At 51.9% G+C, this 12656-nt stretch carries 10 protein-coding genes; 5 read left to right on the forward strand and 5 right to left on the reverse strand.

Annotated elements, in window-relative coordinates; translation table 11 throughout:
- The first annotated feature begins 141 nt into the window (after nucleotides 1–141).
- Complete coding sequence (gene gsk / locus A7Z06_RS02915) at nucleotides 142–1446, forward strand: inosine/guanosine kinase (RefSeq protein WP_000671589.1); 1305 nt, start codon at nucleotides 142–144, stop codon at nucleotides 1444–1446.
- 117 nt (nucleotides 1447–1563) lie between these two features.
- Here gsk and ybaL read toward each other — a convergent pair whose 3' ends face one another.
- Both ybaL and fsr read right to left on the reverse strand, forming a co-directional pair.
- Nucleotides 1564–3240 (reverse strand): YbaL family putative K(+) efflux transporter, encoded by a 1677-nt coding sequence (gene ybaL / locus A7Z06_RS02920; protein ID WP_000546195.1) that lies wholly within the window; start codon nucleotides 3238–3240, stop codon nucleotides 1564–1566.
- A 237-nt stretch (nucleotides 3241–3477) separates the two neighbouring features.
- Nucleotides 3478–4698, reverse strand: coding sequence for a fosmidomycin MFS transporter (gene fsr, locus A7Z06_RS02925; RefSeq protein WP_001251623.1), 1221 nt, complete (start codon nucleotides 4696–4698; stop codon nucleotides 3478–3480).
- Between the two features lie 220 nt (nucleotides 4699–4918).
- Between fsr and ushA the strand changes: the two genes are divergently transcribed.
- The gene (gene ushA / locus A7Z06_RS02935; RefSeq protein WP_105279335.1) at nucleotides 4919–6571 is read left to right on the forward strand and encodes a bifunctional UDP-sugar hydrolase/5'-nucleotidase; all 1653 of its coding nucleotides are present in this window, start codon (nucleotides 4919–4921) and stop codon (nucleotides 6569–6571) included.
- 36 nt (nucleotides 6572–6607) lie between these two features.
- Here ushA and ybaK read toward each other — a convergent pair whose 3' ends face one another.
- Together ybaK and A7Z06_RS02945 are read right to left on the reverse strand one after the other, a co-directional pair.
- Nucleotides 6608–7087 carry a Cys-tRNA(Pro)/Cys-tRNA(Cys) deacylase YbaK gene (ybaK, locus tag A7Z06_RS02940; RefSeq protein WP_000186623.1) on the reverse strand — a complete coding sequence of 160 codons (480 nt, stop codon included), beginning with the start codon at nucleotides 7085–7087 and terminating at the stop codon, nucleotides 6608–6610.
- Between the two features lie 204 nt (nucleotides 7088–7291).
- Nucleotides 7292–8086, reverse strand: a complete 795-nt coding sequence (locus A7Z06_RS02945) for a TraB/GumN family protein (protein ID WP_000365146.1) — start codon at nucleotides 8084–8086, stop codon at nucleotides 7292–7294.
- 132 nt (nucleotides 8087–8218) lie between these two features.
- On the opposite strand from A7Z06_RS02945, the gene A7Z06_RS02950 reads away from it, so the two are divergent.
- Together A7Z06_RS02950 and A7Z06_RS02955 are read left to right on the forward strand one after the other, a co-directional pair.
- Nucleotides 8219–8521: a type II toxin-antitoxin system RelE/ParE family toxin gene (locus A7Z06_RS02950; protein WP_000057517.1), complete on the forward strand. Its 303-nt coding sequence runs from the start codon at nucleotides 8219–8221 to the stop codon at nucleotides 8519–8521.
- Between the two features lie 35 nt (nucleotides 8522–8556).
- Nucleotides 8557–8898, forward strand: coding sequence for a HigA family addiction module antitoxin (locus A7Z06_RS02955; RefSeq protein ID WP_000806439.1), 342 nt, complete (start codon nucleotides 8557–8559; stop codon nucleotides 8896–8898).
- Between the two features lie 57 nt (nucleotides 8899–8955).
- Here A7Z06_RS02955 and copA read toward each other — a convergent pair whose 3' ends face one another.
- Nucleotides 8956–11460 (reverse strand): copper-exporting P-type ATPase CopA, encoded by a 2505-nt coding sequence (gene copA, locus A7Z06_RS02960; RefSeq protein WP_000083930.1) that lies wholly within the window; start codon nucleotides 11458–11460, stop codon nucleotides 8956–8958.
- A 261-nt stretch (nucleotides 11461–11721) separates the two neighbouring features.
- On the opposite strand from copA, the gene glsA reads away from it, so the two are divergent.
- The gene (gene glsA, locus A7Z06_RS02965) at nucleotides 11722–12654 is read left to right on the forward strand and encodes a glutaminase A (protein ID WP_001278186.1); all 933 of its coding nucleotides are present in this window, start codon (nucleotides 11722–11724) and stop codon (nucleotides 12652–12654) included.
- Nucleotides 12655–12656 lie beyond the last annotated feature (2 nt).

Consider the following 12656-nt stretch of genomic DNA (forward strand, 5'->3'; position numbering starts at 1 on the left):
CTTTCAAATGGCACCATTGTAAGGAACATCTCCCATGAAAATGCGATCCCGTCGGCTGATATTGAAACTGCCTGCGTCTCGCGCGTTCAGGCATGATTGTGTTAACATTCGCCGCTCAGTTAACCACCCGTAAAAACAACCATGAAATTTCCCGGCAAACGTAAATCCAAACATTACTTCCCCGTAAATGCACGCGATCCGCTGTTGCAGCAAATCCAACCAGAAAACGAAACCAGCGCAGCCTGGGTGGTCGGTATCGACCAGACGCTGGTGGATATTGAAGCCAAAGTGGAAGACGATTTTATTGAACGTTATGGATTAAGCGCCGGGCATTCACTGGTCATTGAAGATGATGTTGCTGAAGCACTTTATCAGGAGCTGAAACAGAAAAACCTGATTACTCATCAGTTTGCAGGTGGCACTATTGGCAATACCATGCACAACTATTCTGTACTGGCAGACGACCGTTCGGTGCTGCTGGGCGTGATGTGCAGCAATATTGAAATTGGCAGCTACGCCTATCGTTACTTGTGCAATACATCCAGCCGTACCGATCTTAACTATCTGCAGGGTGTGGATGGCCCGATTGGTCGTTGCTTTACGCTGATTGGCGAGTCTGGCGAACGTACCTTTGCTATCAGTCCAGGTCATATGAACCAGTTACGGGCAGAAAGCATTCCGGAAGATGTTATCGCCGGAGCGTCGGCTCTGGTATTAACGTCCTATCTGGTGCGTTGCAAGCCGGGTGAACCGATGCCGGAAGCGACCATGAAAGCCATTGAGTATGCGAAGAAATATAACGTACCGGTGGTGCTGACGCTGGGCACTAAATTTGTCATCGCCGAGAATCCGCAATGGTGGCAGCAATTCCTCAAAGAACATGTCTCCATCCTTGCGATGAACGAAGAAGAAGCTGAAGCGTTGACCGGAGAGAGCGATCCGCTGCTGGCATCTGATAAGGCGCTGGACTGGGTTGATCTGGTGCTGTGCACCGCCGGGCCAATCGGCTTGTATATGGCGGGCTTTACGGAAGACGAAGCGAAACGCAAAACCCAGCATCCGCTGTTGCCGGGCGCTATCGCGGAATTTAACCAGTATGAGTTTAGCCGCGCCATGCGCCACAAAGATTGCCAGAATCCGCTGCGCGTCTATTCGCACATTGCGCCGTATATGGGCGGGCCAGAAAAAATCATGAACACTAACGGTGCCGGTGATGGGGCGCTGGCGGCGCTGTTGCATGACATTACCGCCAATAGCTATCACCGCACTAACGTGCCAAATTCCAGCAAGCATAAATTCACCTGGCTGACTTATTCGTCGTTAGCGCAGGTGTGTAAATATGCTAACCGTGTGAGCTATCAGGTACTGAACCAGCATTCACCACGTTTAACGCGCGGTCTGCCGGAGCGAGAAGACAGCCTGGAAGAGTCTTACTGGGATCGTTAAGCCATTGAACCAATGACAGTCGGATGCGGCGTAAACGCCTTATCCGACCTACGGAAGATGGCACCTGTGGGCCGGATAAGATGCGGCAGCATCGCATCCGGCAATGGCGTCAATGTATTACCCCGTCACCACTTCACCCGCCGGTGGCGTTTCCAGCAGTTCCAGCATAGTACGGGCGATTTCACGTTCACCCATCACTACCTGATTCGCGCCACGTTCGGTGATATACGCCACCTCATCGTCATAATGGGCGCGGGCGATAATCTCAATATCCGGGTTTTTGGCGCGAGCAGAGGCCACAATCTCGCCAGCTTCGTAACCGTTAGGAATGGTCAGAATCAGCCATTTCGCGCACTCCAGATGCGCCAGTTGCATGATCTCTTCATTCGCCGCGTTGCCCAGTACCGCGCGAACGCCGCGCTCACGCAGTTCATCGACGCGGGTTCGTGATGTTTCAATCACCACTAACGGAATATCAGAGGCGAGTAATTTCTCCCCCAGCAGACTGCCTACACGACCGTAGCCCACCAGTAGCGCATGGTTGCAAATATCCACCGGGATCTGCTTCTCTTCTTCGATTGCTTCTTCCAGCGTCTGTTCTTCCAGCGTTTCGGTTTTTGCCAGATATTTCTCCAGCAGCGCGAACAGCACCGGGTTGAGCATAATCGACAGGATCGCGCCTGCCAGTACCAGGTTTTGTCCGGCCTGCGGCAGTAAATTCAATGCCATTCCCAGTCCCGCCAGGATAAACGCGAACTCACCAATCTGCGCGAGGCTGGCGGCGATGGTTAACGCCGTGCGCTGGGAGTGACCAAACAGCCGGACGAGGAACAGTGCCGCGACAGATTTACCAAACAGAATAATTGCCAGCGTTGCCAGCACTGCCAGCGGTTGCTGAATCAGAATTAACGGATCAAATAACATCCCGACGGAGACAAAAAACAGCACCGCAAAGGCGTCGCGCAATGGCAGCGTATCGTGTGCGGCGCGGTGGCTAAGTTCGGATTCATTCAGCACCATCCCGGCGAAGAATGCACCGAGCGCAAAGGAGACGTCAAACAGTTCTACCGCACCAAAAGCAATGCCTAACGCCAGTGCCAGCACCGACAGGGTAAACAGTTCACGCGAACCGGTTGCCGCGCTGCGTGCCATAATCCACGGCACCAGACGGCGACCCACTAACATCATTATGGCGATAAATGCTACCACCTTGCCGATGGTGATCCCCATATCAACCGCCAGCGTCGCGAAGCCCACATCGCCCTGTTCCAGCATCCCTGCCACTGCGGGCAGCAACACCAGCGTCAGAACCATCACCAAATCTTCCACAATCAACCAGCCGATGGCGATTTGCCCACGCTGACTGTCTATTAATTGCCGTTCTTCAAGTGCGCGCAGTAACACCACGGTACTGGCGGTGGAAAGACATAAACCGAACACGATACCGGTCATTAACGACCAGCCCAGCACGGCAGAGAGCGCCATACCCAGCAGCGTCGCCACGGCTATCTGGGCGATCGCGCCGGGAATGGCAATGGACTTTACCGCCATCAAATCCTTGAGCGAAAAATGCAAACCGACGCCGAACATCAGCAAAATAACGCCCAGCTCCGCCAGTTCCGGCGCCAGCTTGGTATCGGCAACAAACCCTGGAGTGAATGGCCCTGCCAGCACGCCCGCTAACAGATATCCCACCAGAGGAGAAATACGCAGTTTATTAGCAATCATGCCGAGGATAAAAGCGAGCACAAGGCCGCCAACAATGGTGGTGATAAGCGGGGTGGCGTGATGCATTCCGTCTCCTGTTCCTGGTGGTTGTTGTCCATTTTTGGCTGGGAAAACCAAAATTACAGGTAATAGTTTATGACAATTTCATGGTTGATGTTTATGAATAATTGTTGAATTTTGCAGAAAAATGGAATTAACCGCAAAAAAGGCACGGATCGGAAAAGTGATAAGGTGTATGAAGAGGAAAGGCTTATGGCTACTGCAAAATGAAGCAGCCAAAGTTTACCTTTGGCTGCATGGAAATCAGGATTTATGCCGGTTATCAGGCAGGAATATGGTCAACATACCAAGAAGTGGAAGGAAAGCACAGATTTTATAAACTAACTCGATACTGGTATGATCGGCGATAAGCCCCAGAACCGCAGCGCCCAGCCCCCCCATACCGAAAGCAAAACCGAAAAACAGTCCAGAAACCATGCCGATACGTCCCGGAAGTAGCTCCTGAGCGTAGACCAGAATGGCGGAAAACGCCGAGGCGAGGATAAATCCAATAATCACCGTTAAAACCCCCGTCCAGTACAGGCTGGCGTAGGGTAAAATCAAGGTAAATGGCGCAACGCCGAGGATAGAGCCCCAAATTACATATTTTCGACCGATTTTATCCCCGACAGGCCCGCCAATCACCGTACCCGCCGCGACGGCAAACAGGAAGGCAAACAGATGAAGCTGGGCATTCTGGATAGATAATCCGAATTTTTGCATCAGATAAAAGGTGTAATAGCTGCTGATGCTCGCCATATAGAAATATTTCGAGAAAATCAGCACTAACAGCACACAAACAGCCAGCACGACCTTATTACGCGGCAGTGGATTGATTATTATTGCTTTCGGTTTGCCTTTACTCATCCGATGCTGTGCAGAGTACCAACGGCTGATTTGCGCCAGTACCACGATAGCCAGCAACGCCGCCAGCACAAACCATGCAACGTTGCCTTTGCCGTAAGGGGCGATGATCACCGCCGCCAGCAATGGCCCCAACGAACTACCAAAGTTACCGCCTACCTGGAAGATAGATTGCGCCAGGCCATGACGTCCACCAGACGCCATACGCGCCACGCGGGAAGATTCCGGGTGAAAGACCGACGAACCCGTACCGACCAGCGCCGCCGCCAGCAGAACCGTGCCAAAACTACCCGCCAGCGCCAGCAGTATCAGGCCGCTCATGGTAAAGCACATGCCAATCGGTAATGACCACGGCATTGGGTATTTATCTGTCCAGTAGCCGACTACCGGTTGCAGCAGCGAAGAAGCGAGCTGAAAGGTGAGGGTAATCATCCCAATCTGCATAAATGTCAGAGAAAATTCAGACTGGAGCAGAGGATAAATCGCCAGAATCAGCGATTGGATCATGTCGTTCAGCAGATGCGAGAGGCTAATTGCGCCTAAAATACCAAATGATGTACGAGCCTTAGTGGTCGATGCAGCCGCGCCCGCCGCAGGCTGGGTTTGTTCACTCATTGCCATAGGAAAGTCACTTTTTCAGAGTTGCGATGTAAAGAATGATCTTATTTGTGATTATTACCCGACTAACATACCTGTATGCGCTGTCTGAAGGAAGTCTCAATGCTTAATACAGAATTTCCATTTTTGTATGTAGATTTACCATCACCGAACACAGACTTGTCTATTATGTCGCGTCATACTAATTTTCAACACGTTGATATCTGGTCAGGGAGAGAGAAATATGAAGTTTTTGCAGCGGGGTGTGGCATTAGCACTATTAGCCGCATTTACACTGGCGAGTGAAACCGCCCAAGCTTATGAGCAGGATAAAACCTACAAAATTACGGTACTTCATACCAACGACCACCACAGTCATTTCTGGCGTAATGAATATGGCGAATATGGTCTGGCGGCGCAAAAAACGCTGGTGGATGGTATCCGCAAAGAAGTCGCGGCTGAAGGCGGTAGCGTGCTGTTACTTTCTGGAGGTGACATTAACACTGGTGTTCCAGAGTCTGATTTACAGGACGCCGAACCGGATTTTCGCGGCATGAATCTGGTGGGTTATGACGCGATGGCAATCGGTAATCATGAATTTGATAACCCGCTCACCGTATTACGTCAGCAGGAAAAATGGGCAAAGTTCCCGTTGCTCTCCGCCAATATCTATCAAAAAAGTACCGGCGAGCGTTTGTTTAAACCCTGGGCGTTGTTTAAGCGTCAGGATCTGAAAATCGCGGTAATTGGTCTGACGACCGATGACACGGCGAAAATTGGTAACCCGGAATATTTCACCGACATTGAATTTCGTAAACCTGCCGACGAAGCGAAGCTGGTGATTCAGGAACTGCAACAGACAGAAAAGCCGGACATTATTATTGCAGCCACGCATATGGGGCATTACGACAATGGTGAACACGGTTCAAACGCACCGGGCGATGTAGAGATGGCGCGCAGCCTGCCTGCCGGATCGTTGGCGATGATTGTCGGCGGTCACTCGCAAGATCCGGTCTGCATGGCAGCAGAAAATAAAAAACAGGTCGATTATGTGCCGGGTACACCTTGCAAGCCGGATCAACAAAACGGCATCTGGATTGTCCAGGCGCATGAGTGGGGCAAGTATGTGGGACGAGCCGATTTTGAGTTTCGCAATGGCGAAATGAAAATGGTCAATTACCAGTTGATTCCGGTGAACCTGAAGAAAAAAGTGACCTGGGAAGACGGAAAAAGCGAACGCGTGCTGTACACCCCGGAAATCGCCGAAAACCAGCAAATGATCTCGCTGTTATCACCGTTCCAGAACAAAGGCAAAGCACAGCTGGAAGTGAAAATTGGTGAGGTTAGTGACCGTCTTGAAGGCGACCGCAGCAAAGTTCGTTTCGTACAGACCAATATGGGACGGTTGATTCTGGCAGCACAAATGGATCGCACCGGAGCCGACTTTGCGGTGATGAGCGGAGGCGGAATTCGTGACTCCATCGACGCGGGTAACATCAGTTATAAAAACGTGCTGAAAGTGCAGCCGTTCGGCAATGTGGTGGTGTATGCCGACATGAGCGGTAAGGAGGTGATTGATTACCTGACCGCCGTTGCACAAATGAAGCCGGATTCCGGTGCCTATCCGCAATTTGCCAACGTCAGCTTTGTGGCGAAAGATGGCAAACTTAACGACCTGAAAATCAAAGGCGAACCGGTCGATCCGGCAAAAACTTACCGCATGGCGACGTTAAACTTCAATGCCACCGGCGGTGATGGTTATCCGCGCCTTGATAACAAACCGGGCTATGTCAATACCGGCTTTATAGATGCTGAAGTGCTGAAAGACTATATCCAGAAAAACTCGCCGCTGGATGCGAGCGCGTATGAGCCGAAAGGTGAGGTGAGCTGGCAGTAATCTGAAAGTGCCGGATGTTTGCATCCGGCACAATGCTTAATCCCGGCGGGCGATATCGGCAAATTTCGCATCGAGGATCTTCGCCAGATCGCCTGCCGCAAGTTCAATATCCAGTCCGCGCTTGCCACCGGAAACATAAATAGTGGCAAATTCTTGCGCGGGGGCATCAATAATCGTCGGCAGACGTTTTTTCTGTCCTAGTGGGCTAATTCCCCCAACTAAATATCCCGTCGAACGCTGTGCCACCATCGGATCGGCCATCTCTACCTTTTTGGCACCCAGCGCCTTTGCCACCTTTTTAAGATCCAGTTGACCGGCGACCGGCGTAACGGCCACCGCCAGATGTTTCATATCGCCGTTCACTGCGACCAGCAGCGTTTTGTAGACCTGATCTGCATTCAAGCCTAATTTTTTGACCACTTCATCGCCAAAGTTGGTTTCAGCCGGATCGTGATCGTAGGTATGAATCTGGAATGAAATTTTGTTTTTTTCGAGTAATTTAACTGCGGGTGTCATCGTAATTTTCCTGCCTTAAACAAAAAAACGGAGAAAGCATACGCCTGATGGCGGCTCAAAAAAAAGAGTCATCTTGCCTAATAGTATTGGCAGGATGGTGAGATTGAGCGACAATCGAGTTACACCGTCGCTTAAAGTGACGGCATAATAATAAAAATATGAAATTCCTCTTTGACGGGCCAATAGCGATATTGGCCATTTTTTTTAGCGCAACATTTGTGGCAAATTCCCTTCTCCATACAGATGTAACGCACCGACCGCGACCACATAGCGCCCCGGTGGCATGGCCCGTAATTTATCCCGCCAGGCAAGATTTCGCTGATGCATCAACACGTCGTACAGCGACTGGCTGAACGTATTGGGCAGCGTTATTTCATTATTTTGTGGCGGCGCATTCAGCCACCAGCTCATCATTTGTTGTAGTAGCCGTGCGTTGGTATGCCAGTGGGTCAGCGTATCGTCCAGCAGCGCCAGTCCTTTGTCGGGGAGCTGGAGCAACATGGCAATCTGATTTTCTGCCCCTTCCAGTTCAATCACGGGCTTATGTTGTTGTTTCGCCGCCTGCAATAGCTGGTAATCGATACCATATTCTGCCCGCAGCCCCAGTTTTTGCGCCTGCGTCGCCTGGAGAACCATCGCGATTTGCCACAGTGGTTGGGTAGAAAAGAGCGACGGAGAAATGCCCATTTCCTGGCTGATGTGCTGCAGATTTTGTAATTGTTCTTCGCTGATGCGCTCTTCCAGCGCCTCGCAGGCAGGCAAATTAGCAAAAGGCGTATCGCTGGTGGAAACATCTGCCTCGACAATCAGCGCATCGGCTTGTTTGAGCTTTTTAAGCAAACGGGCGGGTAGAGGAGCCATATCGTGGCTACCCATATGAATACTGCCAATCAGATGAAAATGGCGATTGCCGGGGAGGGAGATATCGATGGCAGGCCAGGTGTAATGATTACCGCGCAGCGCGGCCCAAAGTGTTTTTACCCGGTACAACAGATCCATACGACCTCCCTTTGTGAAATATCATGCTAGCGCGCGGGGAGGGATGGCGCAAATGGAGTTGATTGTTGCACTTGTGCACAGTGCTTGTGTGCATTATAATGATTAAATAATGGACAAGGAGATGAGAATGGAATGGCTCAAAAAATCAACATAAGGAGTTTTCGTGATGCCTGGCTGGCTGATTTTTTTGTCCACTCAACGCCACATCGAAAGATCCCTGCTGAAATCCATAACGCGTTATCAAGAAAATTGGACATCATTAATGCTGCCACTTCCCATCGGGATTTACGTTCCCCACCAGGGAACCGGTACGAAGAGTTATCGGGGAAATTGCAGGAATACTCCTCCATTAGAGTGAATAAACAGTACCGACTGATATTTAAATGGGTTAATGGCAAGGCCGAAGAATTGTTTTTAGATCCACACAACTACTAAAACATAGCTGTCGTATTGACGAGAAAGGTAAAACCATGAAACAGGCAACAAGAAAACCGACGACACCCGGAGATATTCTTCTCTATGAATATCTGGAACCGCTCGATTTGAAAATCAATGAGTTAGCAGAGTTGCTGCATGTTCATCGTAATAGCGTCAGTGCACTGATCAATAATAATCGTAAACTCACCACTGATATGGCATTTCGTCTGGCGAAAGTTTTTGATACCACAGTCGATTTTTGGCTAAACCTCCAGGCGGCAGTTGATCTTTGGGAAGTTGAAAACAACATGCGCACCCAGGAAGAATTGGGACGGATTGAAACAGTGGCTGAATATTTGGCACGCCGTGAAGAGCGTGCAAAAAAGGTCGCGTAGAATCATTTCCCTATAACGGATGCGCCACCCTAAAGCAGCGCATCCGCAATGACATACTTATTCCTTCGGTTTAAACCGCAGCAATCGGTTAGCGTTACTCACCACCGTAATCGACGAGAGCGCCATTGCCGCTCCGGCGACCACCGGGTTAAGCAGTGTTCCGGTGAACGGCCACAAAATACCGGCGGCGACCGGAATACCGATACTGTTGTAGATAAACGCGCCAAGCAGGTTTTGCTTCATATTGCGTAGCGTCGCGCGGGAGATGGCGAGTGCGTCTGCAACTCCCATCAGGCTATGGCGCATCAGGGTAATCGCCGCTGTTTCAATGGCAACATCACTCCCGCCACCCATTGCAATACCGACATCCGCCTGGGCCAGCGCCGGCGCATCGTTAATGCCGTCGCCCACCATTGCTACCTGGCGACCCTCGCTTTGCAGACGTTTAATCGCTTCGGCTTTACCATCCGGCAATACACCCGCAATCACTTCATCAATCCCTGCTTCTTTGGCGATCGCATTGGCGGTGGTTGGGTTATCGCCGGTTAACATTACCAGACGATATCCCGCTTTATGCAGACGTTGCAGCGCCGCCACGCTATCGCTACGCAATGGATCGCGTACCGCCAACAGAGCCACCGCTTTGCCATCAACGGCCAGTAACACCGGCGTTGCGCCTTGTGATGCCTGGGCTGAAATATCAGCTTCAATCGCTTTCGTATCGACTTGCTGGTCATTTAACAGAGCCTGATTCCCCAGCAGCAGTGAATGGCCTTCCGCTTCGCCACTTACCCCCAGTCCGCGCAATGTACGGAAGCTATTGACCTGTGGCAGCGTGATATCGCCTGCTTTATCGAGGATTGCCCGCGCCAGCGGATGGCTGGAACCTTGCTCCAGTGCCGCCGCCAGACGCAATGCCTGCGCTTCATCAATATCAGCAAACGTTTTTACTGCGACAACCTGTGGTTTACCTTCGGTCAGCGTCCCGGTTTTATCGAACACCACGGTGTCGAGCGTACTGGCACGTTGCAGCGCATCGGCGTCACGCACCAGCACCCCAAATTCTGCCGCGCGCCCGACGCCGGAAATAATCGACATCGGCGTTGCCAGCCCCAGCGCACACGGACAGGCGATAATCAGCACCGTGGTGGCAATCACCAGGGTATAAACAATTTGCGGTGCGGGTCCAAAGAAATACCAGATTGCCGCACTGATCAACGCAATCACCACTACCACCGGCACAAACACGGCAGAGATTTTATCCGCCAGTTGACCGATTTCTGGCTTACTGCTCTGAGCCTGGCGCACCATGCGAATGATCCGCGACAGCGTGGTATGGCTGCCGACTGCGCTGGCGCGAAACAGCACACTACCGTCCTGTACCACTGTCCCGGCATGAACGCTATCGCCTTCGCCTTTTTGCTGTGGAATAGGTTCGCCCGTTAACATCGCCTCATCCAGCCACGCTTCGCCCTGAGTGATTTCGCCATCCACCGGCACACGGTCACCGGTTGTCAGGCGCAGCAACATACCTGGCTGAACGTCTGCCAGCGGCACACTCTTTTCACCTTCGTCAGTAACCAGTCGCGCCGTCGGCGGGGTTAAATCGAGTAATTTCTCCAGCGCCTTCGATGAACGCTGGCGCGCACGCGCTTCCAGCATATGACCGAGGTTGATCAGACCGATAATCATCGCGCTGGCTTCGTAATAAAGATGTCGCGCTTCCATCGGGAACCACTGCGGCCACAGGTTAACGCTCATTGAATAGAGCCATGCCACGCCAGTACCCAGCGCCACCAGCGTATCCATCGTCGCCGCGCCGTTGAGCAGGCTCTTCCATGCACTGCGGTAAAAATGTCCGCCAGCGAAAACCATAACCGCCAGGGTTATCAGCCCAATAACCAGCCACAGGCTGCGGTTGTCGGCGGTGACCATCATGTTATCGCCGATCATCCCCCAGACCATTACCGGGATACCCACCGCCAGAGCGACAATTGCCTGCCAGCGGAAGCGTTTCATGGTAGCGACGGCTGTTTCCTGCTGGCGCTCACGGCGTTTAGCGTCATCTTCAATCGCTTCCGCGCCGTAGCCTGCTTTTTCCACCGCCTGCACTAAATCTTGTGCGGAGGCACTGCCCATCACCAGCGCAGTGCGCTCCGCCAGGTTTACCCGTGCCTGGGTGACGCCCGGTACGCTTTGCAGCGCATTTTGTACGCGGGTGACACAGCTGGCGCAGCTCATGCCGCTCAACAGCAACTGCTGGCTATCGTCGTCATCGGCGGTTGCTGCCGGAAGCTCATCAGAAACCGCTGTCAGTGCTTCCGACGGGATTGATGACTCCGCCAGCGGTTTAGCCTTTGGGTGGCTTACAGATGCGTCATAACCCGCTTGCTTGATGGTTTCGATAAGCTGTTCCGCGCTGGCAGTACCTGTGACGTGCGCTTCAGTAATTGACACATCTGCCTGCTCAACGTCCGGGCGCTGTTCGAGACTTTCTTTCACGCGTTTAACGCAGTGACCGCAGGACAGGCCGTCCAGGGTCAGGTCGATAGTTTGTGACATAACGTACTCCTTTAAGACAGTTTTGACTGACTGTGATAAAGGGTAAACCTTCCAGCAAGGGGAAGGTCAAGAAATTATTTCGTAGCGCAATGAAAACGCGGTGGAGATTAAAAGATTGGCTCAATTTGCATCAGGATTAGACATTTATCTCTTTGTTTTCCTTTGGTTAAGTTGCGGGTGCTAAGTTAAATCAGGATGCCTGAAAATTGGCATCGGGATGAGGAATAGCCTCCCGCATCTATAAAAAGGAGTTAACAACAGATGTCAGATGCAAAAAATTTACAGCAGGCAGTGGATCAGGCATATGCCCAATTTCACTCACTTAGCGGCGGGCAAAATGCCGATTACATTCCCTTTCTGGCGAATGTCCCCAGCCAACTGGCGGGGGTAGCTATTGTGACTTGCGATGGCAACGTCTATCGCGCGGGTGATAGTGATTACCGCTTTGCGCTGGAATCCATCTCGAAAGTCTGTACTTTAGCCCTCGCGCTGGAAGATGTCGGCCCGCAGGCGGTGCAGGACAAAATTGGCGCTGATCCGACCGGATTACCTTTTAATTCAGTCATTGCCTTAGAACTTCATGGTGGCAAGCCGTTGTCGCCGCTGGTAAATGCAGGCGCTATCGCCACTACCAGTCTGATCAAAGCCGATAATGCTGAACAACGCTGGCAGAGAATTTTACACATCCAACAACAACTTGCTGGTGAGCAGGTGGCGCTTTCTGAGGAAGTGAACCAGTCGGAACAGACCACCAACTTCCACAACCGGGCGATTGCCTGGCTGCTGTATTCCTCTGGATATCTCTATTGCGATGCGATGGAGGCCTGTGATGTGTACACCCGCCAGTGCTCCACGCTTATCAATACCGTTGAGCTGGCTACGCTTGGCGCGACACTGGCGGCGGGCGGTGTTAATCCGCTAAGCCAAAAACGCGTTCTCCAGGCTGACAATGTGCCGTACATCCTGGCCGAAATGATGATGGAAGGGCTGTATGGTCGCTCCGGTGACTGGGCGTATCGCGTTGGCTTACCCGGCAAAAGCGGCGTCGGTGGCGGCATTCTGGCGGTAGTGCCTGGCGTGATGGGGATTGCCGCGTTCTCGCCACCGTTGGATGAAGAAGGCAACAGTGTTCGTGGACAAAAAATGGTGGCATCGGTCGCTAAACAACTCAGCTATAACGTGTTTAAGGGCTGATC

It is taken from the genome of Escherichia sp. MOD1-EC6819 (assembly GCF_002965765.1).
GTDB classification, from domain to species: Bacteria; Pseudomonadota; Gammaproteobacteria; order Enterobacterales; family Enterobacteriaceae; genus Escherichia; species Escherichia ruysiae.